The sequence below is a fragment of the Nocardia tengchongensis genome, assembly GCF_054781395.1.
The window spans coordinates 412,541-437,908 of sequence record NZ_BAAGUM010000017.1; the positions used below are offsets into that span (position 1 = coordinate 412,541).

At 68.8% G+C, this 25,368-nt stretch carries 23 protein-coding genes and 1 riboswitch; of the genes, 14 read left to right on the plus strand and 9 right to left on the minus strand.

From position 1 onward, the window contains the following. Nucleotides 1-7 precede the first annotated feature (7 nt). Nucleotides 8-2,980, minus strand: coding sequence for a sensor histidine kinase (locus tag ACYVKL_RS32910; RefSeq protein WP_460773742.1), 2,973 nt, complete (start codon nucleotides 2,978-2,980; stop codon nucleotides 8-10). Nucleotides 2,981-3,277: 297 nt separating this feature from the next. On the opposite strand from ACYVKL_RS32910, the gene ACYVKL_RS32915 reads away from it, so the two are divergent. Continuing rightward, nucleotides 3,278-3,916 carry a DUF4389 domain-containing protein gene (locus tag ACYVKL_RS32915; protein ID WP_379167306.1) on the plus strand — a complete coding sequence of 213 codons (639 nt, stop codon included), beginning with the start codon at nucleotides 3,278-3,280 and terminating at the stop codon, nucleotides 3,914-3,916. On the opposite strand, the gene ACYVKL_RS32920 is transcribed toward ACYVKL_RS32915, so the two are convergent. From ACYVKL_RS32920 to ACYVKL_RS32930, 3 genes are read right to left on the minus strand one after another with little or no spacing between them, the layout of a single operon-like run. Then, entirely contained in the window at nucleotides 3,880-4,866 is a 987-nt protein-coding gene (locus ACYVKL_RS32920; RefSeq protein ID WP_379167304.1) for an ABC transporter ATP-binding protein, read from the minus strand. The genes ACYVKL_RS32915 and ACYVKL_RS32920 overlap by 37 nt on opposite strands. After that, complete coding sequence (locus ACYVKL_RS32925; RefSeq protein ID WP_379167302.1) at nucleotides 4,863-5,678, minus strand: ABC transporter permease; 816 nt, start codon at nucleotides 5,676-5,678, stop codon at nucleotides 4,863-4,865. Before ACYVKL_RS32925 ends, ACYVKL_RS32920 begins: the two co-directional genes overlap by 4 nt. Next, nucleotides 5,671-6,474, minus strand: coding sequence for an ABC transporter permease (locus tag ACYVKL_RS32930; RefSeq protein WP_379167300.1), 804 nt, complete (start codon nucleotides 6,472-6,474; stop codon nucleotides 5,671-5,673). Before ACYVKL_RS32930 ends, ACYVKL_RS32925 begins: the two co-directional genes overlap by 8 nt. Nucleotides 6,475-6,667: 193 nt before the next feature. Between ACYVKL_RS32930 and ectB the strand changes: the two genes are divergently transcribed. The 6 genes from ectB to ACYVKL_RS32960 all read left to right on the plus strand — a co-directional run bounded on the left by ectB (nucleotide 6,668) and on the right by ACYVKL_RS32960 (nucleotide 13,733). After that, nucleotides 6,668-7,930: a diaminobutyrate--2-oxoglutarate transaminase gene (gene ectB / locus ACYVKL_RS32935; RefSeq protein WP_379167298.1), complete on the plus strand. Its 1,263-nt coding sequence runs from the start codon at nucleotides 6,668-6,670 to the stop codon at nucleotides 7,928-7,930. A 244-nt stretch (nucleotides 7,931-8,174) separates the two neighbouring features. Next, on the plus strand, nucleotides 8,175-8,987 hold the full coding sequence (locus tag ACYVKL_RS32940) for an ABC transporter permease (RefSeq protein WP_379167296.1): 813 nt from the start codon (nucleotides 8,175-8,177) through the stop codon (nucleotides 8,985-8,987). Next, complete coding sequence (locus ACYVKL_RS32945; protein WP_379167294.1) at nucleotides 8,960-9,784, plus strand: ABC transporter ATP-binding protein; 825 nt, start codon at nucleotides 8,960-8,962, stop codon at nucleotides 9,782-9,784. Before ACYVKL_RS32940 ends, ACYVKL_RS32945 begins: the two co-directional genes overlap by 28 nt. Next, the gene (locus ACYVKL_RS32950) at nucleotides 9,781-10,776 is read left to right on the plus strand and encodes an ABC transporter substrate-binding protein (RefSeq protein ID WP_379167292.1); all 996 of its coding nucleotides are present in this window, start codon (nucleotides 9,781-9,783) and stop codon (nucleotides 10,774-10,776) included. Before ACYVKL_RS32945 ends, ACYVKL_RS32950 begins: the two co-directional genes overlap by 4 nt. Nucleotides 10,777-10,786: 10 nt before the next feature. Next, complete coding sequence (locus ACYVKL_RS32955) at nucleotides 10,787-11,932, plus strand: LLM class flavin-dependent oxidoreductase (protein ID WP_379167290.1); 1,146 nt, start codon at nucleotides 10,787-10,789, stop codon at nucleotides 11,930-11,932. Nucleotides 11,933-12,080: 148 nt separating this feature from the next. Beyond that, the gene (locus ACYVKL_RS32960) at nucleotides 12,081-13,733 is read left to right on the plus strand and encodes a bifunctional metallophosphatase/5'-nucleotidase (protein WP_379167287.1); all 1,653 of its coding nucleotides are present in this window, start codon (nucleotides 12,081-12,083) and stop codon (nucleotides 13,731-13,733) included. Between the two features lie 10 nt (nucleotides 13,734-13,743). Here ACYVKL_RS32960 and ACYVKL_RS32965 read toward each other — a convergent pair whose 3' ends face one another. Further along, on the minus strand, nucleotides 13,744-14,514 hold the full coding sequence (locus ACYVKL_RS32965) for a glucose 1-dehydrogenase (RefSeq protein ID WP_379167286.1): 771 nt from the start codon (nucleotides 14,512-14,514) through the stop codon (nucleotides 13,744-13,746). Nucleotides 14,515-14,722: 208 nt separating this feature from the next. Here ACYVKL_RS32965 and ACYVKL_RS32970 point away from each other — a divergent pair, with 208 nt between their 5' ends. From ACYVKL_RS32970 to ACYVKL_RS32980, 3 genes are all read left to right on the plus strand, one after another. Further along, nucleotides 14,723-15,385, plus strand: a complete 663-nt coding sequence (locus ACYVKL_RS32970) for an inositol oxygenase family protein (protein ID WP_379167284.1) — start codon at nucleotides 14,723-14,725, stop codon at nucleotides 15,383-15,385. Between the two features lie 126 nt (nucleotides 15,386-15,511). Further along, on the plus strand, nucleotides 15,512-16,420 hold the full coding sequence (locus tag ACYVKL_RS32975) for a LysR family transcriptional regulator (protein ID WP_379167282.1): 909 nt from the start codon (nucleotides 15,512-15,514) through the stop codon (nucleotides 16,418-16,420). 226 nt (nucleotides 16,421-16,646) lie between these two features. Then, nucleotides 16,647-16,922, plus strand: a complete 276-nt coding sequence (locus ACYVKL_RS32980) for a hypothetical protein (protein ID WP_379167281.1) — start codon at nucleotides 16,647-16,649, stop codon at nucleotides 16,920-16,922. Between the two features lie 79 nt (nucleotides 16,923-17,001). Here ACYVKL_RS32980 and ACYVKL_RS32985 read toward each other — a convergent pair whose 3' ends face one another. After that, a complete protein-coding gene (locus ACYVKL_RS32985) occupies nucleotides 17,002-18,777 on the minus strand; it encodes an NRAMP family divalent metal transporter (protein ID WP_379167279.1) in 1,776 nt (591 codons plus the stop codon). Between the two features lie 340 nt (nucleotides 18,778-19,117). Continuing rightward, a riboswitch (M-box (ykoK) riboswitch) is annotated at nucleotides 19,118-19,297 on the minus strand. Nucleotides 19,298-19,604: 307 nt separating this feature from the next. Here ACYVKL_RS32985 and ACYVKL_RS32990 point away from each other — a divergent pair. Next, nucleotides 19,605-20,291 carry a DUF8020 domain-containing protein gene (locus ACYVKL_RS32990; RefSeq protein ID WP_379167278.1) on the plus strand — a complete coding sequence of 229 codons (687 nt, stop codon included), beginning with the start codon at nucleotides 19,605-19,607 and terminating at the stop codon, nucleotides 20,289-20,291. Between the two features lie 41 nt (nucleotides 20,292-20,332). Here the strand turns inward: ACYVKL_RS32990 and ACYVKL_RS32995 are convergent, their stop codons facing one another. Further along, the gene (locus ACYVKL_RS32995) at nucleotides 20,333-20,692 is read right to left on the minus strand and encodes a hypothetical protein (RefSeq protein ID WP_379167277.1); all 360 of its coding nucleotides are present in this window, start codon (nucleotides 20,690-20,692) and stop codon (nucleotides 20,333-20,335) included. Between the two features lie 271 nt (nucleotides 20,693-20,963). Here ACYVKL_RS32995 and ACYVKL_RS33000 point away from each other — a divergent pair, with 271 nt between their 5' ends. The 3 genes from ACYVKL_RS33000 (at nucleotide 20,964) to ACYVKL_RS33010 (ending at nucleotide 23,721) form a co-directional block, all read left to right on the plus strand. Next, nucleotides 20,964-22,139, plus strand: a complete 1,176-nt coding sequence (locus ACYVKL_RS33000; protein WP_379167275.1) for a hypothetical protein — start codon at nucleotides 20,964-20,966, stop codon at nucleotides 22,137-22,139. Beyond that, entirely contained in the window at nucleotides 22,136-22,405 is a 270-nt protein-coding gene (locus ACYVKL_RS33005; RefSeq protein WP_379167273.1) for a hypothetical protein, read from the plus strand. Before ACYVKL_RS33000 ends, ACYVKL_RS33005 begins: the two co-directional genes overlap by 4 nt. Before the next feature lie 104 nt (nucleotides 22,406-22,509). Further along, on the plus strand, nucleotides 22,510-23,721 hold the full coding sequence (locus ACYVKL_RS33010; RefSeq protein ID WP_379167271.1) for a glycoside hydrolase family 43 protein: 1,212 nt from the start codon (nucleotides 22,510-22,512) through the stop codon (nucleotides 23,719-23,721). Between the two features lie 79 nt (nucleotides 23,722-23,800). On the opposite strand, the gene ACYVKL_RS33015 is transcribed toward ACYVKL_RS33010, so the two are convergent. Both ACYVKL_RS33015 and ACYVKL_RS33020 read right to left on the minus strand, forming a co-directional pair. Next, nucleotides 23,801-24,724 (minus strand): D-alanyl-D-alanine carboxypeptidase family protein, encoded by a 924-nt coding sequence (locus tag ACYVKL_RS33015; protein ID WP_379167269.1) that lies wholly within the window; start codon nucleotides 24,722-24,724, stop codon nucleotides 23,801-23,803. An 86-nt stretch (nucleotides 24,725-24,810) separates the two neighbouring features. Then, entirely contained in the window at nucleotides 24,811-25,287 is a 477-nt protein-coding gene (locus tag ACYVKL_RS33020) for a thioesterase family protein (protein ID WP_379167267.1), read from the minus strand. Nucleotides 25,288-25,368: the final 81 nt, after the last annotated feature.

Sequence of the window (25,368 nt, forward strand, 5' to 3'; positions counted from 1 at the left end):
TGTCCTCCTATGCTCGCGATCCGGGTCGGGGCGGTTCGCCACCCTGCCCGCGCTGATGCCCGGATCGGAATCCGGCCAGAATGCTGCGTATCTCGTCGGGTGAACGGTCCGCTACCGGCGTCGGATTCGGCCGCCCCGCCGCCGGCTGGGCACCACCCGGAGTGGCGCCCGTGTGCCCGCGAGTCTTCCTGGTGCGCTTGACGAGACCGTTTCGCGTACGTTGCACCTCCGGGACGGCTCCCGAAACGTCCGCCCCCGCGACCGGTGAGCCCGCCGAAACCTGCTCCACCCCAGCCGCCTTCGCGCCGGTGGTTTCGCCGCCCGCGTTCACCGGACCGGCGGCGGGTGCGCCACCCCGCAGCGCCGCATAGGAGCCCGTGACCGGTCCGTTGAACAAGCGCTCGGCCGCCGTCGGCGCAGCGGGCGTACCAGGTGCTGAAGCCGCTGTGGCAGCCGTGGGAAGCGCGGCTGATCGGGGTGCGCGCGATCCGGGCACGTCGGGTGATCCGGGCGCAGATGGCAATTCGGGCGCGGTCGGATATTCGGGCGGGGCAGTGGGTTCCGGCGCGGCGGCCTTCGGCGCCTGCGGCTCGAGCGGCACCAGCTTGATCGTGCTGGGGCGCGCCAGTGCGCCATTGGAACGCGAGCCAACCGAGCCGCCGGGTTCGGCCGGTCCGCCCGCAGCAGCCGAGCCGCCGGCGATCGTCGTGCTGCCGGGTGGGGTGGGGCTGCCGGGGATCGTCGTGCCGCCGAATCCGGTTGTACCGAGCGATATGGACGGTCCGCCGGGAATGGTGGGGCTGCCGTCAGCGGTCGTGCCGTTGGGTCCCGAGTAGCCGTCGGCGTTGTGGGCGGGCTCGCTCACGACCGGTAGTTCGGTGGAGTCGCCGCCGATGTCGCCGATGAATTCGGTGAGTGCGGCGAAGGCGACGCCGGTGTCGAAGTCGGGATCGGTGGCGTGGGTGGAGCTGTGCCGCCCCGGCTTCGGCTCGGGCATGGTGTCGACGACGGTCGGGAGTTGAGCGCCCGCGGCGTGTTTCGCGTCTTCGGGTGTGGCGGGACGCTCGGTGCGGGGGTCGCCGAGGAGTTCGGCGGGGAGCAGCATGCGGGCCACGACGCCGCTGGTGGGCGAGACGGTCAGCTCGACCTCGATGCCGAGGCGCTGGGCCAGCCGGCCGACCACGTAGTGGCCGAGGAAGCGGGTGGGCGCGACCAGGAAGTCGGCCTCGCCGCGCAGCCGGGCGTTGGCGATGGCGAGCTGGTCGGGCGGCATGCCGACGCCGTGGTCGACGACGGCGATCATGTAGCGGGCGCCCAGTCGGCGGCCGTAGATCTCCACCTCCAGGTCGGGCGGGGAGAAGGACAGCCCGTTCTCGATGAGTTCGGCCAGCATGTGCGCGACCTCGCTGACGTGCGCGCCCGCGATGGCGGTGTCGTCGACCCGGCGCAGCACCACGCGCCGGTAGTCGTCGACCTCGGACAGACCGGCCCGGATGACGTCGGTCAGCGGAATGGGTTTCGACCAGCGCCGGGGGCTGGATTCGCCGACCAGCACCAGCAGGCTCTCGGCGTTGCGGCGCATGCGGGTGGCCAGGTGGTCCAGCTCGAAGAGGTTCGACAGCGCGTTGGGGTCGAGTTCCTCACGCTCGAATTCGCTGATCAGCCCGAGCTGGCGGCGCACCAGGTTCTGATTGCGCCGGGCCAGGTTGGCCATGGATTCGGTGGAGTTGCGGCGCAGCCGGGCCTGCGCGGAGGCCAGCTCGTAGGCGGTGGTCTGCACCCGGTCCAGGGCAGAGGCCACCGAGGCGATCTCGGCGCCGGCGCTCTCGTCGGCCCGGACCGGTTCGGGCGGTTCGGGATCGGCGTCGTCGGAGTTCTGCCAGGCCGCGATGAGCTGCGGCAGCCGCCGCCCGGCCACGATGTCTGCCTCCTCGGCGAGTTCGGCCAGCGGGCGCACGATGGCGCGCACGCTGGCCACCACCAGCCACACCTGGGCGGCGATGGCGAGCGCCGCCGCCAGCAGGTAGAGCGCGAGCACCAGGGTGGCGTCGCGGCGCAGATCGGCGGCGCGGCCGGTGATCTCGCTGCCGAGGTCGCGCTGTACCACGCGTTCGCCGTCGATGACCGCGCTCATCTCGCGCCACCAGTCGGCCGGGTTCACCGTTTCGGTGAGGGGCCCGCGGGTGGAGGCGATGGCGACGGCCTCGGCCGCGCCGGCCCGGACCGACTCATCGGATTGCATGGCGCCGTACAGCTTCGAGCGCTGTCCCGGGGTGGCGTCGCGTTCGAAGCCGGTGACGGCGGCCTGCTTGGCGGCGCGGATGTCGAGGAACTTCACGTACTCGCCGGGCGCGAATTCCCCTGCGGCGAAGACGCCTTCGAGGAAGCCGCGTTCCTGCGCGGTGAACTCCTTGACGTCGCCGAGGTCGTGCAGTGATTGCAGGCCCCGCCACAGTTGCGCGTCCGGTGCGTGGTCGAGGCCGGGCCGCGCCTGGTTCAGGGCGGCGATGGCGTTGGTGTAGAAGGTGAACGACGTGGCGCGGTCGATGCGCCCGGCGTCCACGTCGGCGCGATTGGCGGTGACGCCGGAGAACTGGCTCAGCCCGGATCGGACCTGGTCAGCCCCTTGGGGCTGCTCGCCGAGGGTCTGATTCAGTTCGGCCAGTGCGGTATCGGTGGCCAGGCGCTGGTTGCCGATGGCGGGGCGCGCGGTGGCGTCGCCGCCGAGCAGGCCGTTGGTGAGGCCGCGTTCGCGCTGGATCTCGTGCACCAGGTCCTGCACGGCCAGGGCCAGCCGCACCGCCCGCGCGGTCTCGCCGGTATCGCGGAAACTGCTGACCTGGTGGGTGATGATGACGGCCAGCAGGGCCAGTACCAGCGCGATGGAGAAGATCAGAATGCGGCGTAGTCGCGCCGCGATGGTGCGCGGACGGATCAATTCCAGTGGTGGCGTGAGTTTTACGTTACCCGGTGGCAACACTTTCGCCGAACCTGCCTTCACTCAGTCTCCCGATTATCAGCTGCCGTGCCGACCCGGGCCGAGCACTTGGAGAATAGTCAGCAACGTCGCACACCCGACGGTGGTCCGCAATTCGAACGGTGCCTGTGTGGCGTGCGGAACTCGCCGCCGTGCGCGCTATTACAAATCTGGTCACAATGTGTGAGAAGCAGATGTGATCTTCGCGTCGCAGGGGAAACAATGGGGTGAACAACGGCTCACCGCTGTTCGCGCGGTGGTCGCCAGGGTGGGCGCCGCCGCCCGAGAGGAGTGACGGCCATGCCTGGTCCTGTTTATCCGGTTCGCGTCCGTGGGGATCTGGATCCCGGAGTATCCCGCTGGCTGTGGATAGTCAAGTGGATACTTGCTATTCCACACTATATTGTCCTGCTCTTTCTGAGCATCGCCTATGTCGCGGTCACCATCGTCGCCTTCGTCACCATTCTGGTTACCGGCGCGTATCCGCGAGCGCTCTTCGATTTCAATGTCGGGGTGATGCGCTGGAGCTGGCGCGTCCGTTTCTATGCGCTGTCCCAATTGGGAACCGATCGCTACCCGCCGTTCAGTCTGGAACCCGACCCGGAATATCCCGCTGACCTGGAAGTCGACTATCCCGCACAGTTCAACCGCGGCCTGGTCTTGATCAAATGGTGGCTGCTCGCTATTCCGCAGTATCTGATCGTCGGGGCCCTGCTCTACGGCGGCCGGAACACCCTGGCGCCGATGGCGACCCTGGTGCTGGTCGCCCTGATCGGACTGCTGTTCACCGGCGCCTACCCGGCGGGCCTGTTCGATTTCCTCATGGGCATCAACCGCTGGTCGTTGCGCGTGCGCGCCTACGTCTCGCTGATGACCGACGAATACCCGCCGTTCCGCCTCGATCAGGGCGCGAGGGAGCCCGACGCCGCGGCCTCGTAGAGCCGCCGCACCACGTCCTCGATATCGGGTTCCTCGATGGACAGGTCGCGCACCTCCGCGCGCGCCGACACGGCCGCGAGCAACTGTGCGGCGGTGGTGGTCTCGGTGTCGAAGGCCAGCCGCTGCCGCATGCCCGCGCCCGCGCTGTCGAGGAGTTTCGCGCCGGGCAGGTCGGCCAGGTCGGCGGTGGGTTCGGCGAGATCGACGGTGAGCACGCGTTGCGCGCCGACGGTCGCGCCGAGCCCGGTCAGCGAGCCGTCGTAGACCAGCCGCCCGTGGTCCACCACCAGCACCCGCTCGCAGAGCCGCTCGATATCGCCCATGTCGTGGGTGGTGAGCAGCAGGGTGGTGCCGCGCTGGGCGCGCTCGTGCCGCAGGAACTCGCGTAATCGCTGCTTGGACAACACATCCAGGCCGATGGTCGGCTCGTCCAGAATGACCAGTTCCGGCGAATGCAGCAGCGCCGCCGCGACTTCCGCGCGCATGCGCTGCCCCAGCGACAGCTGCCGCACCGGGGTGTCGAGGGTGCCTTCCATCTCCAGTTGCGCGATGAGCTCGGCGGTGCGGGTGCGGGCGGCCGCCGGACCGATCCGGTGGATGGCCGCCAGGATCGAGAACGATTCGCGCAGTGGCAGATCCCACCACAGCTGTGAGCGCTGCCCGAACACCACGCCGATCCGCCCGGCCAGCTCGCGGCGCCGGCGCACCGGGTCCAGGCCACAGGTCCGCAACCGTCCCGCGGAGGGCACCAGAATCCCGGTGATCATCTTGATGGTGGTGGACTTGCCCGCGCCGTTGGCGCCGATATACCCGACCGCCGCGCCGGGTTCGACGCGAAAGCTCATGTCGTCCACCGCGGTCAGCACTTCCCGGCGGCGCCTGCGGCCCTCCTTCTTGCTCACCGTGAAAGTCCTTGTCAGGCCTTCGATATCGATGATGGGCCCGTTCACCCGCCGCCTCCTTGATAGTGCCTGGTGCCCAGTCGCCACAGGAACAAGGCCGCCGCCCACACCCAGGCCGCCGCCACCGGGGCCGCCCAGGCCAGCCAACCCGGCAGCAGGGCGGGGCCGGGCAGTCCGAGCAGTGCGATGGCGGGCAGATAGGAGGTGAAGGCGACCGGAATGAGAAATCCGAAGACCAGTTTCATCGGTGTGGGGAACACCGAGGTGGGTTGCATGGACGCGTAGGAGCCGCCGTAGGTGAACGAATTCGTCAGCTCCGCGCCGTCGATGAGGAAGAACTGCACTCCGGCCGCGCACACGAAAAGCCCGGCGAAGACGGCGATTCCGGACATCAGGGTGATCACGAACAGTGCCAGGTGCGCCGCCGACCAGTCGATGTCGTTGCGCGCCAGGCCGAATGCCAGCACGGTGGCGGCCACCGCGATGCGCGCCACCCGCCGCAATTGGATATCGCTGGTCATGAGTTGCAGCAGCAGTGGTTGTGGCCGCAGGTAGAAGGCGTCGAGGGTGCCCATCCGGATAAAGGTGGGCAGGGTGTCGGCATGCCCGACGATCATGTCGGCGATGGCGAAACAGGTATTGCTCATGCCGAACAGCAGCAGCATGGCGTTCAGGTCGAGCCCGCCCAGCTGCCGCACATTGTGGAAGATGACCCACATTTCGGCGAATTCCATCAGCCCGATCAGGAAGGCGCTCAGCACATCGGTGGCGAAGGACAGTGGGTAGGCGCGTTGCGCGCGCATCCGCGATGCCAGGACGGCGCGGTAGGGAGCGATTCGAGACGAGTGCGTCTCACCCACCCTGCACCTCCAGTTTGCGCCGCCCCGCCCACAGCAGCAGCTGCCCGATACCGACCAGGACCACCAACCAGAAGCATTGCACGGCAACGAGTTCCACCGCAGCCTTCCCGGTGGTGCGGCCGGAGATCAGATCGACGGGCCATTGCAGCATGGAGGGGAACGGGGTGGCGTAGGCGAGGGCGCGCAACCAGTCCGGGAACAGGTGTACCGGCGCGAACAGTCCGGCCAGGAAGGTCCCGCAGATCATGTGCAGCGACCGCAGCCCGCGGGTCTCGATGAGCCAGAACCCGGCCAGGCTGACCGCGAACATGGACAGGAACGACAGGATCATGGCCAGCAGCAGGCTCAGCGCGCCGAGGAGGTACGGGCCGGGTGTGTCCGGGAAGGCGAGCCCGAAGGTGAGCGCCCCGACCGCGATGGCGGGCAAACCGCGCGGGACCAGTGCGCAACTCGCGCGCCCCAGGTATTCGGCCAGGTGCGCGAATTGGATGTCGACGGGCCGCAGGAAGTCGATGGCGATGTCGCCGGTGCGGATCCGTTCGACGGTGTCGGGCAGTATCCAGAAGGCGATGGCCCCGAGCAGTGCTTGCGACAACCAGACGTAGGCCCCGATGGTGCCGCGGTCGTAGCCGCCGAAGCCGTGGTTCTGGCGGACGGCGGTCATCAGCACGGCCGCGCGGACGAACCCGAACACGAGGTTGGTGACCAGGCCCGCGGCCATCGCGAGCCGGTAGTGCGATTGTCTGCGAAACCCTGCTCCGACCAGCCGCCAGTAGACCCCCACGTCGCTGCGCACAAGGGAATCACGGTACGGCTGCCACCGGTGTGGCGCAACGAGTTATGCTCTGCTCCGGTCTGTTGCGGCGTGGGTCACGTGGTCATAGGCAGCGCGTATGGCTGCCTGATTCACAGGAAAATGATTTCGCTTCGCCGCCCATGTGATAGAAACAACAGCGTTTCACTTAGTTGCGACGCTAGGACCGATCACGATGACCATTGCAGAGACGACCGTCTTCGAGGCGCTCGAGTCCAATGTGCGTGGCTACTGCCGTTCCTGGCCGACCGTGTTCGACACCGCCCGCGGCGCCTGGCTCACCGACGAGAACGGCAAGGAGTTCCTGGACTTCTTCGCCGGCGCCGGCACCCTCAACTACGGTCACAACAATCCGGTCTTCAAGAAGGCCCTGGTCGACTACATCATGGCCGACGGCATCACCCATGCCCTGGACATGTCCACCGTCGCCAAGCGCCGCCTGCTCGAGACCATGCGCGATCTGGTGTTCGTCCCGCGCGGGCTCGACTACAAGGTGCAGTTCCCCGGCCCGACCGGCGCCAATGCCGTGGAGGCCGCACTGAAGCTGGCCCGCAAGGTCACCGGCCGCACCACCGTCCTGAACTTCACCAACGCCTTCCACGGCATGACGCTGGGCGCGCTGTCGGTCACCGGCAACGCCGCCAAGCGCGCCGGCGCGGGCGTCCCCCTGGTGCACGCAACCCCGATGCCCTATGACGGCTATCTGGATGAGCCCGAGGACTTCTCGTGGATGCGCCGCGCCCTCGACGACAGCTCGTCGGGACTCGACAAGCCGGCCGCCGTCATCGTCGAGACCGTGCAGGGTGAGGGCGGGGTCAATGTGGCCCGCGCCGAATGGCTGCGCGCGCTCGCCGAACTGTGCTCGGCCCGCGGCATTCTGCTCATCGTCGACGACGTGCAGATGGGTTGCGGCCGCACCGGTGGGTTCTTCTCCTTCGAGATCGCCGGCATCACCCCCGACATCGTCTGCCTGTCGAAGTCCATCAGCGGCTACGGCCTGCCGATGGCGCTGGTACTCATGCGCCGCGAACTGGACCAGTGGGCGCCCGGTGAACACAACGGCACCTTCCGCGGCAACAACGCCGCCTTCGTGACCGCCGAAGTGGCGCTGCGCGAGTACTGGTCCGACGACGTCCTGCAGCAGTCCACCCTGGCCAAGGGTGCGCGCATCCACGACCGGCTGGTCACCCTGACCGAATCCTTCGGCGGCATCACCACCCGCGGTCGCGGACTGGTGCACGGCCTGGTCTTCGAGGACGCCTCGCAGGCCGAGAAGGTCTGCCAGGTCGCCTTCGAACTCGGCCTGCTGGTCGAGACGTCCGGCGCCACCGACCAGGTCGTGAAGCTGCTCCCGCCCTTGACCGTCAGCGACGACGAGATCACCCACGGCCTCGGCATTCTCGGCCGCGCCGTGGAGATCGTCCGCGACGGCCACTAGACGTCGGCCACCGCCCACACCGGTGCCGACCCGGTGCCGGGTTCCCAGCTGCGGAGGGAACCCGGCACCACCCCTTTCCTGATCCGCAGCCTCTGACGCACAGCTCTCCCATCCCCTCGGGACCCCAGAATCACGGGGATTCCAACCGGTGACCGGCCGGGCTCGGAACGGCACAGTCGGACAGGTGGCGCTCGAAGGCCCTCGGCCGCCACGGTCCCCGTCCCGTTCGCCCGAGGGGTGCTTCGTGTCCTCAATTGCTGTGCAGGCCAGGCCCATCGTGGGCCGGCCGCGCCTGCCGAGCGTTTCCGTCCTGGCCCGCTTCGTCGCCCCCCTGCTGGTGGTGGTGGCCTGGCAGCTGGCCGGGGCGACCGGGGTGCTGCCCGAGCGGCTGCTCGCCTCCCCGGTGACGGTCGTCCGGACAGCCGTGGACCTGATCCAGGACGGCACGCTGACCAAGGCCGTCTCGGTGTCGTTGAGCCGCGCCGCGCTGGGCTTCGCGATAGGCGCGGCGGCCGGAATCGCGCTGGCGCTCGTGGCCGGACTGAGCCGGGCGGGGGAGTATCTGGTCGATCCGCTGATGCAGATGCTGCGGACGCTGCCGTTCTACGGCTTGATCCCGCTGTTCATCCTGTGGTTCGGGATCGGGGAGCTGCCCAAGATCGTGCTGGTCGCCTTCGGTGTCGCGATCCCCTTGTACCTCAATACTTTCGCCGGCATCCGCAGCGTGGACGGCAAGCTCGCCGAACTCGCCCGGGTGCAGCGGCTGAGCCGCGCGGGGCTGATCCGGCACATCGTGCTGCCGGGCGCGCTGCCGCAGACCCTGGTCGGGCTGCGTCAGTCGCTGGGCGTGGCCTGGCTGGCGCTGATCGTGGCCGAACAGGTGAATGCCGATGCGGGCCTGGGCTTCATGATCAACGACGCTCGCGAGTTCCTGCGCACCGACGTGATCGTGGTCGGGCTGCTCGTCTACAGCCTGCTCGGGCTGCTCACCGACGCACTGGTTCGTTCGATCGAGAGGAGAGCGCTGTCATGGCGACGCGGCTTCCTGGCATCCTGACCGATTCGGTCATCGCGGAGACCCTGGCCGGCCTGGTGGAGACGGCGCTCGCGGACGCCCCCGCGGCTCCGCAGACCCGGACTCCCGAAGCCCCGGTGGCGCGAATTCGCGGGCTGGTCAAGGACTTCGGCGACCGCCGCGTCCTGCACGGACTGGATCTCGACATCCGGCCCGGCGAGTTCGTGGCCCTGCTCGGCCGCAGCGGCTCCGGCAAATCCACCCTGCTGCGGGCGCTGGCGGGCCTCGACGACGAGACCGGGGGCGAGCTCACCGTGTCCGGCGAGATCGCTGTCGCCTTCCAGGAGCCGCGGCTGGTCCCGTGGAAACGGGTGCGCGACAACGTTGTTCTCGGGTTGCGCCGCGCCGATGCCAAGGCGGCGGCCGCGGCTGCGCTGGCCGAGGTCGGTCTCGCCGAACGCGGCGCGGCCTGGCCGCTGACCCTGTCCGGCGGTGAGGCCCAGCGCGCCTCGCTGGCCCGCGCCCTGGTCCGCGAGCCGGACCTGCTGCTGCTCGATGAACCCTTCAGCGCCCTCGATGCCCTGACCCGCATCACGATTCACACCCTGGTGCTGGACCTGTGGGCGCGGCACCGGCCCGGCGTCCTGCTGGTCACCCACGACGTGGACGAGGCGCTGCTGCTGGCCGACCGTGCCGTGGTGCTCGACGGCGGCCGCATCGCCCGCGAGCTGCCCATCGACCTGCCGCGTCCGCGCCGCCGCGACCACCCCGAATTCCTCGCTCTGCGTACCGCTCTGCTCGCCGAGCTCGGCGTCACCCCGGAAGGAACCACCGAATGAAGACCAAACGCCTGTTCGCCGCCCTCGCGGTCGCCGCGACGCTCGCCGCGGCGGCGTGCTCCTCGGGCGGTGACGACAACAAGGGCGTGAACGCGGACGGTTCGGTGGATCTGTCGCAGGTGACACTGCACGTCGGTGACCAGAAGGGCCTGGCGCTGCAAGCTCTGCTGGAGGTCTCGGGCGAGATCAAGAACCTGCCGTACAAGATCGAATGGTCCACCTTCACCGCCGGTCCGCCGCTGCTGGAGGGCATCAACTCCGGGTCCGTCGACTTCGGCGGCGTCGGTGACGCCCCGCCGGTGTTCGCCGCGGCGGCCAAGTCGCAGATCAAGATCGTGGGAGTCTACGATTCCGGCGCCGCCGGCAATGCCGTCGTGGTGCCCAAGGATTCGGCCATCAAGGATCCGAAGGACCTGCGCGGCAAGAAGATCGCCGTCACCAAGGGCAGTTCGGCGCACTACCACCTGCTGTCGGTGCTGACCAAGAACGGGCTGACCTTCGGCGATATCGAACCGCAGTACCTGCAGCCCGCCGACGCCCTGGCCGCACTGTCCACCGGCCGGGTCGACGCCTGGACGGTGTGGGACCCCTACGCCGCGCAGGCCCAGGTGGGAGGCGCGCGGGTGCTGGTCGACGGCACCGGCTACGTGAAGCCGGACAGCTTCTACGTCACCGGCTCGAAGACGTTGCAGAACAAGGCGAATGCCGCCGCCGTCCGCGACCTGCTGGAGCGGCTGCGGCGGGCGCACACCTGGATCACCGGGCACCGCGAGGAGTGGGCCAAGCAGTCCTCCGGCATCACCGGCGTGCCCTACGACGTCACCCTGCTGGCCGTGAATCGCGCCAACTACCAGGACCATCCGCTCGATGACGCGACGATCGCCGCGGAACAGCAAGTGGCCGACGGCTTCGCCGACGCCAAGCTGATCCCGGGCAAGGTCCGGATCGCCGACTACATCGACACCCGCTTCAACGACCGATTCACCTCCTAGGAGTCCCCGAATGAGCTTGTCGTTCCACTGGTTCCTGCCCACCTCCGGCGACTCCCGCGGCCTGGTGGTCGGCGGCCACGGCACCCCCATGTCCGGTGACCGCCCCGCCTCCCTGCACTACCTCAACCAGATCGCCGCCGCGGCCGAGACCAACGGCTTCGAGGCCGTGCTCACCCCCACCGGCTCCTGGTGCGAGGACGCCTGGCTGACCACCGCCATGCTGGTCGAAACCACCGAGACGCTGAAGTTCCTGGTCGCCCTGCGCCCCGGTCTGATGAGCCCGACCCTGGCCGCCCAGATGGCGGGCACCTTCCAGCGGCACTCCGCCGGGCGGCTGCTCATCAATGTGGTCACCGGCGGCGAGCGCGCCGAGCAGGCGGTTTACGGCGACTTCGCCGACAAGGAGTCGAGGTACGCACGCACCGGCGAATTCCTGCACGTGGTGAAGTCGCTGTGGAACTCCCACGAGCCGGTCACGTTCCAGGGCGAGCACATTCACGTCGAGAACGCGCTGCTGAGCAACCGTCCCGACCCGGTCCCGCCGGTCTTCTTCGGCGGCTCCTCGGGTCCGGCCGGGCCGGTCGCCGCCCAGTACGCCGACACCTACCTCACCTGGGGTGAACCGGTGCTGGCGGTGAGCCGCAAGCTGGACTGGATTCGCGGGCTGGCCGTCGATCACGGCCGCAAACTGGATTACGGCCTGCGCATCCACGTCATCACCCGCGACACCGCCGAGGAGGCGTGGGCGGTGGCCGACCGGCTGCTGGCCGGCATCGACCCCGCTGATATCGAACGCGTCCAGAACGCCATGGCCCGCAGCGAATCCGAGGGCCAGCGCCGCATGACCGAACTGCACAACGGCAGCACCGACCGGCTCGAGATCGCCCCCAACCTGTGGGCGGGCGTCGGCCTGGTGCGCGGCGGCGCGGGCACCGCCCTGGTCGGCTCGCACGAAGAGGTCGCCGAGCGTCTCCTCGAATACTCCAACGCCGGCATCACCCACTTCGTCCTCTCCGGCTACCCGCACCTGGAGGAGGCGTACTGGTTCGGCGAGGGCGTCCTGCCCATCCTGGAGCGAAAGGGTCTGTGGCGGCACCCGAACCGCCGCCCAGCCGTCCCCGCCGTGACTCCGTTCGCGAACGCCTCCAGCAGCTAGGCCCCTGATCGACGGCTGTCGCACCCCGGGTGTGGCGGCCGTCGGCGGTCCGGTCTTCGACAGCGGAATTCACCCGGCGGTCGTGCGAGCGTCGACGGCATCTGCCAGAGTCGATACCCATGAGCAGTCGACGACGGGTGCTGGGACTGTGCGCGGCCGCGATGAGCCTGGGGCTGGTGGCGGGTGCGGCGGAGCAGACCAGGCCGCGCCCGCGACTTCGACGGCCGCGCAACCGGTTTCGACAGCGGACCTGCCCAAGGCGCAACCGGGTGAGGTGCATCTGTTCGGCATCAACGACCTGCACGGAAACCTGCAGCCGCCGGACGGCTCCAACGGCAAGGTGGGCACGTACACCGCCGGGGGAGCGGTCTTTCTGGCCGCGCACCTGGCTCGGTTGAAAGCGGCCTATCCCGACAGTGCGGTATTGGCGTCCGGGGACAATATCGGGGCCAGCCCGCTGATCTCGGCGCTGTTCCACGACGAGCCGACCATCGACTTCCTCAATGCGATCGGGGTGGCGGCGTCGTCGGTCGGCAATCACGAATTCGACCACGGTGTCGCCGAACTGCGGCGGATACAGCAGGGCGGCTGCGCGATCGACGGCTGCAGTCCGGGTGAGCCCTTCACCGGCGCCAAGTTCCCGTACCTGGCCGCCAACGTCACCGACGCCGACGGGCAGTTGCCGGCAGGTTCGAAGCCGTGGACCATGCTGGAGCTGGGCGGGCACAAGATCGGGGTGGTCGGCGTGGTCACCCCCGACACCGCCAACATCGTCATGCCGGAAGGCATTCGCGGCTACCGCTTCGGCGACGAAGCCGACGCCATCAACAAGAACGTCCCGGCGATGAAGGCCGCGGGCGCGGAAACCGTGGTGGCGTTGCTGCACGACGGCGGCGCGCAGCAGACCCACGGCCGCCCGGCCGACTACAACGGCTGCGAGGACATCGCACCGGGCGTGAAAGCCTTGGCGCACAAGACCGATGCCGCCGTCTCGGTCATGCTCACCGCGCACAGCCACCAGGCCTACAACTGCACCCTCGACGGCAAGGTCGTCACGCAGGCCGCCTCCTTCGGTCGCCTCGTCACCGACGTCACCCTGCGCTTCCACGACGGCAAGGTCGACGCCTCGGCCGTGAACCGGGTCGTCACCCGTGACATCACGCCCGCCCAGGCCACCGCGAAACTGGTGGACTTCTATGCCGCGCAGGCGAAACCGCGCGCCGAACGGGTGATCGGCACCGCCGCCGCGCCGTTGCCCGCCGAACCCGCGCCCGCCGGTGACTCCCCGCTCGGCGATGTCATCGCCGACTCCATGCTCGACGCCATGTCCTCGGTGCGGGCGGTGGCGGCGTTCATGAATCCCGGCGGCGTCCGCGCGGGACTCGGCGGCGGGAACATCACCTACGAGCAGGCTTACACGGTGCAGCCGTTCGGCAATCAGGTGGTGGCGGTGTCCTTGACCGGTCAGCAGATCCTGAATCTGCTGGAACAGCAGTGGGACAACGCCAGCAAGCCCGCAGTGCTGGCCGTCGCGGGCATCTCCTACTCCTATTCCGAGACCGCGCCCAAGGGCCACAAGGTGATCGACGGCAGCGTCCGGGTCGCGGGGGAGCCGTTGAATCCCGTAGCGGTCTACCGGGTTTCGACCAACAGCTTCCTGGCTGCCGGGGGCGACGGCTTCACGGTGTTCACCCAGAGCAGCGAAACCCTGGTCGGGCCCATCGATCTGGACGCGCTGGAGACGTACCTGCGGGCCCGCGGCGCCGTCGCCCCGCCGGGCGGCCGGATCGAGAAGCGTTAGCGTCGCGGAATCATTGGCCCATCACGTATTTCACGGTGGGCCCGGCGGTCCAGCCGCCGTCCACGGCCAGTTCGGCGCCGGTGATGTAGGCGGCCGCGTCCGACAACAGGAACACGATGGCGGCCGCGATCTCGCCGGCCTCGCCGACCCGGCCCATCGGGGTATTGGGATAGCCGCCCTCGCCCTGCCGAATGCCGACCTGTGCGGTCATCGGCGTGTAGGTCATGCCCGGGTGCACCGAGTTCACCCGAATCCGGTCGGTGCCGTTCTCGATGGCGGCCACCTTGGACATGCCCCGCACCGCCCACTTGGACGCGCCGTAGCTGCCGGTAAGGGCCAAGCCCATGAGACCCGCAGCGGAGGAGACATTGACGATCGAGCCGCCGCCCGCCTGTTTCAGCGCGGGAATGAAGGTCCGCATGCCGAGGAACACCCCGACCAGGTTGATGTCGATGACCTTGCGGAAGTGCTCGACCGATTCGTTCGCCAGCAGCTCGCCGGTCGAGATCCCGGCATTGTTGACCAGTCCGTCGACCACCGTGCCGCCGAAGGCTTCGCAGGCCGCGGCCAGCGCGGTCACCCAGTCGAGTTCGGAGGTGACGTCGAGATGCTGGTAGACCGCCGGCGCGCCGAGCTCGGCCGCGAGCGCCTTGCCGTCATCGTCGAGCACGTCCGCGATCACCACATTCGCCCCGGCCGCGACCGCCTGCCGCGCGGTCTCCGCACCGATGCCCCGGGCCGCGCCGGTGATCAGAATCGTCTTGCCGGACAGGTCGTGCATGGGAGGCTCCTTCCAGAGGATCCGGCGCACGGTGACCCGTCCGCCGGCCACGCAGTTGTTCGCTGAATATTGTCCGACGCGTTCCGAATTGGCGCGGAGCCGCACCCGGTACCAGATCATTGATATCTCGATCAGTGCAGCTCATGTCATCGAGCAGGCAATTCGGCGACCGGTGGCGAGTGCTGCCCACGCGCCGTAGGGTGCGTTCGTGAACCGCGCGACCGCCGCATCGAACGACCGGGCCGCTACCGTCGCCCAGTCGGCCCAGTCGGCCCAGTCGGCCCAGGTCGCCGAGGTGGCAACTGTCTCCGCGCCGGCCACCGTCGCCGAACTCATGGCCCTGCTCGCCGACTGCCACGACGCCTGGGACATGCCCGACCGCAGCGGCGATCCGGTCGACATCCTCGACCACGACCGGCAGTGTGCCGAGCTGCTGCGCCGCGACTTCCCCGCCGACGAGGAACTCCAGGTCGCCGGACTGGTCCACGACATCGGACACGTGCTCGTGCCCGGCGACGACGCGGGGCACGGCGTCCACGGCGGTGACGCCGTGCGCGGGTTGCTCGGTGCACGCGTCGCGCGACTGGTGGAACTCCACGTGGTGGCCAAACGGTATCTGGCAGCCACGGATTCGGCCCACGCCGCGGCGCTGTCGGCGTCCAGCCGCCGCACGCTGGTCGCTCAAGGCGGACCCATGACCGCCGCGGAGATCGCCGCCTTCGAGAGCGATCCCGAATTCACCGCCGCCATCGCCCTGCGCCGCGCCGATGACGCCGGCAAGGTCGTCGGCCTCACCGTGCACGCACTCGAAACCTGGCGGCCGATCGTCGAGCGCGTGGCGGCCGCCGCTGACCTGGCCGTCGCGCGCTGATTCCGTCGCCACCTGGCGGCCGCCCGCCGACCTGGACCTCGTGCGGTGATTCCATCGCCACCGGGCGGCTGCCCGCCGGTGCCGAGGTCATCGGACCCGGTCGCGGGGCGCGCATAGACTCGATCTATGCCGTTGTCCCCGCGCGTCCCCGATCTGTCCGCCCTCGACCTGCTGCTGTCGGTGATCGAGCTGGGCAGTCTGGGGCGCGCGGCCAAGGCGCACGGGATCAGTCAGCCGTCGGCGAGTTCACGGATCCGCTACCTCGAGCAGCTGGTCGGCGTGCCGGTGCTGGAGCGGACGACGCTCGGTTCGCGGCCGACCGCGGCGGGGGCGCTGATCGCGGAGTGGGCGCGCGATGTGGTGGACGCGGCCGCGCGCCTCGACGCCGGGATCGACAGTCTGCGCACGCAACGCGATTCGCGATTGCGGGTGGCGGCGAGCCAGACGGTGGCCGAGTACCTGTTTCCCAAGTGGCTGATGGGTCTGCGGGCGCGGATGCCGGACACCTCCATCGCGCTGGAATCGGGCAATTCGGCCGAGGTGGCCAGGGCGGTGCTCGACGGGCGGGCCGGAATCGGATTCGTGGAGAGCCCGCGGCTGCCGGGGGAGCTGGAAAGCCATGTGGTGGCGCGGGATCGGCTGGTCGTGGTGGTCGCGCCCGGTCATCCGTGGGCGCGGCGCGCGGAGATCGGCGCGGGCGAGCTGGCGCGCACCCCTCTCATCTATCGCGAGCCCGGGTCGGGAACCCGGAACTCCTTCGAGCGGGCCATGACGGCGGAGGTCCCGGGGTGGGAGCCGGCCGTCGCGCTGGAGTTGTCCTCGACGACGGCCATCAAGACCGCGGTCGCCGACGGCCTGGCGCCGGCGGTGCTGAGTTCGCTGGCCGTCGCGACCGAGCTGGCCGAGGGAATTCTGGTGTCGCCCGGCGTGACGGGTCTGGATCTGGAACGGCAGTTGCGGGCGGTGTGGCCGATCGGCCAGAAGCCGACCGGTCCGGCGCGTGACTTGTATGCCATTGCGTGCCGCCCGATCTGAAGCATTCCAGCGGGTTTCGCTGTCACTTCCGGGAGTTTTGTCCGATGTGTTGACAGAGTGACGCCGATCACCATAGTCTTCCGGCGCGAGCCGAACGGATTTCCGGACGGCCATGTCTGCCTGCACATTCAAAGTGCCTTTACAATGGCTTCGCTGAATTCGCAGCGCGAAGACACAAGTGCGCCAACGCGTCCCGTGTGCGTTATCAAAGGGTTATGGTCACGGAATGGTGCGAACCGCCGCCGCTGCCGCAGACCCGGATGAGCCAGTCATTCCGGCCACTGCTTCGCGGGCGAAGCTAGAGGTTGTTCCCGAAACGCCCGACCCAGAAGCGCCCCAGCCCCATTCTTTCGGCGCACACGTCCTGAGCGCGGCCGATATCGAGCGACTCCCGTCCTCGGCCCGCCACCGCATCGCGGCCTTCATCCATCTCCAGGTGGCGACCCTGGAGGAATGGCCCGAGCCGGTGCTGCCCCCGATTCCGGAGCTCGACGAACTCTGACCGACCCGGCCGACGCGGAAGTTCCGCGCCGGCCCACCCGAGATGTCGGGTTCTGTACGGGCCACCGACGGCCCGGGGCTCAGCTGCCGATGGCCTGAGCCACCTTGACCCCCACCAGGATCACGGCCACCAGCAGGTATCCGCGCAATGCCAGCATGCCCGCGGTGCGCCCCGGGGAGAACGCCGGACGCTCCAAGGTGTCCAGCGCGGGGGTGCGCCAGGTGTCGCGGTCGGCCCGCAGGATGGCCCTGCGCTCGTCCCGCGTCAGCCGGGTCGCCTCGAGCTCCTCCACCTGATCCGGGTCCAGATTCCCGAATTCCTTTGCCGTGCGCTCGGTTTCCCGGCGTCGGCCGCGCTGCCAGGCGATCAGCATGCCCGCGCCACCGAGCACGCCCACCAGCGCACCCCCGCCGAAACCCAGCTCCAGGTTCGCGGTGGTGATGCCGGGGAAGAAAGTCGCCGCGGTCAGCGCCAGCGACAACAACACCAGCGACCACACGATCACGCCCGCGACGATGTTCTGCCGCACCGTGTTCACCCACGGCCCCAGCACCGCCTTGTCATTGCAGAGCAGCACCAGGAACACCGTCGCCGAGGGCAGCAGCACCCCCGCCAGCGCCTGTACACCCTGGGTGAGCAGGCCCAGCACGTGATCGGGGCTGAACGACACCGCCGCCGCGAGCGCCAGCAGCGCCGCGTAACCCGCGTAGAACGCCGGCGCCTCGGAGATCTTCCAGTGCAGCGAATGCCGCTTGCCCAAGGTGTCGCCGAGCGCGTAGGTGGTGGCCAGGCCCACCGCGTTCGCCCCGATCAGCGACGCGTCCAGCAGCAGCAGCGCGAACAGCGCGCCCACCGTGGGCCCGGCATGGTCGTGCAGCGCCCGCGCCACCGCGCCCGCATCGGTGAAATTCCCGGCCGCGACGGTGCCGCCGAGCCCGAAGGTGGTGGCCGTCATGATGGCGACGGCCCCGGCCATCACCACCACGATGCCGACCCACAGATCGATGCGCTCGTAACGGATCCACCGCGGGGTGATGCGCTTGTCGACGATATTGGACTGCTGGAAGAACAGCTGCCAGGGTGCGACGGTGGTGCCCACGATGGCGACGATGAGCAGCAGCAGCGTCGAGTTCAGCCCGCCCGGGAACGAGGGCACGAAGCCGTGCACGACCTGGGATCGGTTGGGGTGCACCAGGAATGCCAGCGGGAACATGACGATGTTCAGTGCGATCAGCCCGAACAGGAACCGCTCCCAGCGCTGGAACGACCCGCCCGCCACCATGGCGAACAACCCGACGGCGGCCAGCGGCACGGCCACGTCCTTGGGCAGCCCGAAGTAGCTGAGCGCCATGGAGACACCGATGAATTCGGTGACGATGGTGAGCGCGTTGACCACGAACAGATCGCCCACGCTGAACGCGCCCCAGAACTTCCCGAAGCGGTCGAAGATCAAGCGCGCGTGGCCGACTCCGGCGACCGCGCCCAGGCGGACCACCATCTCCTGGTTCACATACAGCACCGGGATCAGCAGGATCAGCGTCCAGGCCAGGGCCATGCCGTAGTTCTGCCCGGCCTGCGCGTAGGTGGCCACGCCACCGGCGTCGTTGTCGCCGACCATGACGATCAGGCCGGGGCCGATGATGGCCAGCAGCATGCGGAAACGCTGGAGGCGCGAGCGCCCCTCGAGGGTGTCGTGGCGGCCGATGGAGCCGAACGCGCCGACGATGTCGCCGACGTGGGCGCTGTCCATGACGGCGCCCGTCGGGCCGGCGGTGTCACCGGGCGGAGTGGCGGTGGCGCCGGAGGCGGCGACGGTGGAGGTGCGGCGGCCGGAGCCGTTCGCGAAGAAGGCCATGGCCTGTCCCTCGCTTTCGATCAGCAGTTTCTGCGGGCATGCGGAATACGCCCGGCGGCAGCCGATTTCGGGCAGCGATCGACCTGACCACGGCGCGCGCCGACGCCGGCGCAGGGTGCGCCGGGGCAGCTCGAGCGGGAACGGGTCAGCCGGTGACCGGAATGCGGCGGGCCGGGGACGTCGAGAACGTGAAATACGTACTCGGATACGGACTATCGCCGGAACTCATGGTTCGTCCCTCACCTCCTTGCCGCCGAGGCGTACGGGGACGCCGCTGATCGTGGTGTCGCAACGCGCACGGCAAGAAGGAACCAGGGCCGCGCACACGAACAGCGAAGGCCCCGCACCCCTCTCGTCAGAGCTTCGGCACTGCACGACGTATCCGGGGGCTCGCGGCCCGGGGAAGCCACTTCGGATCACCCCTTAATCCGGGGTGATCTGTCCTAACCCTGGGCGTCTCTCGACGTCGTCGGATCAGTGGCCTGTGTTCGTACAGGAGCCTCGCCTAGCGAGGTGCTGACTTGGGCAATGGTGAGCCCGGGTCGGGTGCTTGTCAAATCCGGCCCGGTCGGTTCGCTGAAACCCCGTTTGTTCATCTTCGAGACATATTGGATATACCTGAATGAACGGCGGATTCACTTGGCGTGCAACGGGATAGCCACGGATGTGTAACGAGTCACTTATGGCAAATATGCATTGCCGATCAGCTGAGAACAGACTTAGGGTTTGCTTGTCACTAACTGATCCTGCGATGAGGTTTAATTCCGCGGGCCTACTCAATCGAGGTAAATCAAGTGCGCAAGAGTGGATTCGCTGCGGTTACCGCATTGGTGGCCGCCGTCACGGCAATTACCGCAGGAACAGCGAACGCCGACCATGAGGTGGGTGACGTCGGTGCCGTTCACTACTCGGCATCCGCTACCGACCGATCGGCGGTCATTTCCACCGATATCGGCTCGATGGACGTGGAGAATGGCGTTTTCAAGATCAAGGGCGCCGATGGCACGGTAGTTGCCGGAACCGAGCTGACATTCCGGGTGGACGACTTCGTTTTCCCGATCGCGGCCGAAATCCGGGAGCGCACTGTCACTTTGACGCCGCAGCTCGATCTGCAGCACGCGGCCTACCAGCCGGTCGCGCTGCCTTTTGAGGACACCGCTCCCTGGAAGACCCCCTACGACCGCGAGCAGGCGGCGTGGAACCGTATGAAGGACACCATCTCCGTCGGCGCGACCATCGGGACCCTGGTCGGCGGCGTCGGCGGCGCGGCCGTCGGCTGCGCCCTGGGTGGCATCGCCGTCGGCGGCGGGGCCACGCTGGCCACCGGCATCATCGGCGGCCTGTTCTCCTTCTTGCCCGGTGCGGTCGTCGGCTGCCTCGCGGGCGCCGCGGCCATGGGTGCGCTCGGCGCGATCGGCGGCCTGCTCCTGGTGACCGCCCCGGTGGCCATCGCCGCCGCGATCCAGTACTTCACCACCATCAACCAGCCGTTCACCCCGGCTCCGGCGAAGTAGCGGGAGCGGAGCTCGGTGTCGGGTCGTGGCCGGTCAGCCGGTCACGACTCGATGCCTTCGCCCTTCCGGACCTGCCACGAGCTGAGCTGGCGCGGCCGGTACTCGGCGCGGACCAACGGGTTGTGGCCCTGCCGCCCGACCTGCTGCTCCCGTTTGAATTCGCGGAAGTATTCGAACCGGATCATCAACAGGCCCGAAACAATCAGTACCGCAGCGGCAATCCCGCCGATGAGCGCCCAGCCGTAGAATTTCGACGCGGCCGCCACGATCGTCATGCCGAAGGCCGCGATCCCGAGCAGGCACATCACCAGCGCCGCGCCTTCTCGCGGGTCCTCGATAGCGTCACCGGGATGCGGATGCCAGTGCTGACCGTCCTGTTCGACCGCTGTCACCCTGACCATGTCCTTACCTCCCTCGAGCAGCGAAGATTCCTTTCTCTTCTCCAGAATGCACCCGCCGCCCCGGCTACGCGAGGGTAATATCCCGGATTAACGAACAAAGCGCCGGATTGTGTTTCAACCCTGCTTGGCGCGGTGGTCCGGTAAATGACCGCGTCGTATTTCGGACGATCGACCGGAATAGCTTTCGCGCGCACTGTGAGAACGCTCGAAGGATTCGAAACCCGCCGCCGCGCATAGCATCTGGTACGCGAATCCAGGTACGTTCGGAGACATGGGGAGTCCGGACGGCGTGTCACGCCGCTCACGCAGGTTTCGCCGTCCGCTCGCCCTGGCGGCCGGTGTCGTGGCGGCGGTGACGATCGCGGGTCTGTTGCCGAGTTGGTGGTGCGGCCGCGACGCCGACGCCTGGTTGCGCGGGGATCCGGGACGGGTGCGCGCGCTGGCCGAGGAGTCGGTGGCCTTCGAAGCCGCCGACGATCAGCAGCGCGCGAACGGATCGAGTGGCGAGCTGACCGGCATGTGGGGACTGATCGCACATCAGATGACCGCGCTCGGCCTCGCGCAGATCTCGCTGGCGCACCCCGAATGGCGCGACCGCTACGCCCCCGTCGCGACCCGCGCGGCCGCCAAGACACTGCTGCCCGAGATGCGGCCGGTGTTCACCGCGGCCTGGCACGGCGAGGACGGCGTGACCGTGCCCGACTCCGCGAACGGGCACGCCTACCTCTCCTACCCGGCCCTCGCCCTGGGGATGGCTCGCCTGGTCGATCCGGCCTTTCCGCCCGACCTCGCCGCCCGGCAGGACGCGCTCGTCGCTTCCTACGAGCGGCGGCTGCTCGCCTCGCCGACCGCGCTGATCGACACCTTTCCCGATGAGGCCTACCCGACCGATGTGGCCGCCGTCGCCGCCGCGATCGCCGTGCACGGCCGCGCGACCGGCGCCGACCACAGCGCCGTCCTCGCGCACTGGGCTCGGCAGGTCCGCGCGGTCCAGATCGACCCGGGTACCGGGCTGGTGCTGCAACGCATGGGCGCCGACGGGCACGCGCACGACGCCCCGCGCGCCTCGGGCACCGGACTGGCGGCCTACTTCGCCGGCTTCGCGGACCGGGCGCTCGCCGAACAGTTGGCGACCGGACTGTTCCGGGAGGAGCGCAGCGTGCTCGGATTCGGCGCGATCCACGAATACGGCGGCGGCTCCGACGGACCCGGGGACATCGACAGCGGTCCGGTGATTCTCGGAATCTCGGTGTCGGCCACCGCATTCGCGCTCGCCCCCGCCCGCGCCTTCGGTCACCGCGACGTGTTCACCCGTATTTTCCGCACCACCGACCTCACCGGCCTGCCGCTGCGCAGCGGGAACCGGCTGCGCTTCGCGAACGGCGGGGCGATCGGCAACGCACTGTTGCTCGCCTTCCTCACCTCCGGGCCGGAGCTGGCGCGATGAAACCGCCCGCCTGGCTGCGCGCCGTCTGGCGGCTGATCCGCTTCCCACTGATCCCCGTCGTGCTGTATCTCGCCCTGCGCCCGGTCCTGGCGTCGGTGTCGGAGAGCCACGGATTCGGTTCGCCCGGCGGCATGGGCCTCGGCTACCTGCTCTTCGCCGCCACGGTGTCGGCGTTGCGCCTGATCGTGCTGGTCATCGTCCCGGCCTGGCTCGCCTATCGGGTGGTGGCGGGCGCGGTGCAACACCTGCTGCGTGATCCCGGCTGAGCGATCCGTGGTCGCGGCCGCGGAGTGGCGATGGCCGATCGCGGTGTTTCCGGGCAGTAGCGTTGCTGATGATTCACTGGCTCCGCGAAGGGATGGGACTGCACATGAATCGCCGCGTCGCCCTGATCGGTTCGCTCCCCGCCGGAGCGGTGAGGTTTACGGGTTGGCGCAGCGTTCTGGCGGTCGCGGGTGCGGTGACGGTGGCGATCGGGTCCACGGTCGTCGGGGTGGGTGCGGCGCAGGCGCCCGCATCCGGGCCGCCCGGCGAGGAATTCGCCAATCCGGTGCTGGCGCCCGGAGCCGACCCGAGCATGGCGTACTACCAAGGCCGATTCCACTTGGTGCAGGGCGACTTCTACAACGACGACAACATCGTGATCCGCAGCTCGGACACGCTCGGCGGGTTGGGCAAGAGCGAGCCGAAGGTGGTGTGGGAGCACCCCGCCTGCCCCGCGCCCGCCTGCACCAAGATCTGGGCGCCGGAACTGGTGCACATCGGTGACCGGTGGTGGATCTACTTCGCGGGGCAGTCCGACGACAGCAACGAGTCCCATCGGATGTACGCATTGCGTTCCACCGGTGACGATCCCACCGGTCCCTACGACTATCTCGGGCCGCTGAATCTGCCCGGCGGCTGGGCCATCGACGGCACCTACCAGCAGTTCGAGAATGTGGGCTACTACTTCTGGTCCTGCCTGCACGACCCCGAAGACACACGCGTACAGGACATTTGCGTGGTCCGGATGTCGGATCCGATGACGCCGGTCGGCGACCGCGTCAGCATCGCCACCCCGACCGCGGACTGGGAAACCGTCCCCAACGACGCGGATCTGAAGATCAACGAGGCCCCGCAGCCGCTGATCGCGCCCGACGGCCGCCTCTTCGCCACCTTCTCCGCCAACGCCAGCTTCGACGACACCTACCGAATCGGCTTGCTCGAATTGGCGCGCGGCGGAAATCCCTTGGACCCCAAGGCCTGGACCAAATCCGGCGGACCCATGCTGCCCGGTGGCCCCGGCGCGATCGCCCCGGGGCACAACGGATTCCTCACCATCGACGGCCACCCGTGGATCACCTACCACGCCCGCCTCGAACCGGGCACCGGCTGGGAGGGCCGCAGTATTCGCGTGCAGCCCATGTACTTCGGCCCGGACGGTCGTCCCCGCTTCGGCATGGCCTTCGGCCCGGACTCGCCCATCGTGATCGAAGCGCCGACTCCGGCGACTTCGGCAGCTCCGGTGACGCCGGCCGCTCCGGCTACTCCGGCAGCTCCGGTGACTTCGGCGGCTCGTCCCGCTCCGGGCAAACCGGGATGATCGCGATCCACTGACCCAGGCGTCCGATCGCCCCGCGAGGTGGGCAGGACCGCATCGATCCTGCCCCGCCCGGTCGCTGCTACGACCCGGTCGACCCGGTCGGCAGCGCGGCCAGCGTCGGGCCGTACGCCCAGTTCAACATCCGCTCCGCGTCGGCCTTCGCGGCCGCACCGCTGCCCGCACTGTGCAGCACCACACCGATGAGCGGGATTCCGGCCCTGACGGTTTCGAACAACAGGCAGGCGCCCGCCGCGTCGGTGGACCCGGTCTTGATCCCGATGGTGCCCGGGTATTCGCGAAGCAACTGGTTCGTCGTCTTCCAGACGTGGTCCCGATTGCCCGCTCCCGCCGGCAGGTGATAAGTCTGTGTCCCGGCCACCTCGCGGAAGACCGGCTGTCCCATGGCGACCAGCCCGAGCCGGATCAGCGCCGCCGGTGTCGAATAGGTCGAGTAGTCGTCAGGGACCGGCAATCCACTCGGATCAGCGAAACCCGTTCCCCCCATACCGATCTGGCGCGCGGTGTCGTTCATCCTCCCGATGAACCCGTCCTGCCCCGGCCCATAGGACTCGGCCAGTGTGTAGGCCGCGTCGCACCCCGACGGCAGCATCATCGCGAACAGCAACTGCCGCGCCGTGAGTACTTCCCCGGCGGCGAGCCCGGCCGTGCTCCCGTCATTGCGCACGCAGTAGGCGACCGCTTCGGCCGGCACCGTGATGCTCCGCTCCAGATCCCCGCTGTTGATCACTACCAACGCGGTCATCGCCTTCGCGATACTGGCGATCGGAATCTGGGTATCGGCTTCCCGGGACCAAAGCAGGGTCCCGGTGAACCCATCCGCCAACGCGGCCCCATCGGCCTGCACTCCATCGGGCTGAGAGCTCAGCCAAGGCAACTGAATCTGCGGCGCGGCTCCCGCCGGCGCGGCCTCGATTCCCTGGCCGACCCCCACGACCATCGCACTGACGACGAAGGCTTGCAACACTCGGGCAAATGTCTGCATGGGCACACATTGTGCACTCCACTACCTCTGATCAGCGGTATTTCGCCAGCTGGCGGGGTCAGCCGGAGAGGCGGGTGTGTCGCCGGCTATCCGTTCGCCGATGCGCGCAGCGGTGAGGTCAGTTCGGCGAAGTCGTCGGTGCGGGGGAGCGCACGCAGCAGCGTCAGCAGGTCCTCGGGTGCGGCGATCAGGCGTCGGCCGGCGAGGTCGAGCCAGCCTCCGGTGGAGGTGACCGTCGCGGCGACGACGCCGTCGGCGCGGGTGAAGCTATTGCGCATGATGAAGCGGGCGCCGTCGCCGGACAGGCCCGCCAGGCGCAGCGACAATTGAGCGGGTTCCAGCAGGCGCAGTTCGCTGCGGTAGTTCAGGGTGTCGGTCTGGATGACCGGGCCGAAGCCGCGCCGCGCGAACTCTCCCGCGGAGAAGCCGGACTCGCTGAAGTACAGCATTCGGCTGTTCTCCGCCGCGGAGAGGTAGCCGGCGGTGCGCATATGGCCGTTCTGATCCATATCCGACCATTGCGGCCGGAACGGGAACGCGAGTGTTGCTTGCACGTTGCTCATGCCGCCATGGTGATCGCCGCCGCCGGGCCGGTCCAGTTCAATCTTTGAACCACGGACTTCCCCGGTTCGGGCATAGCATGC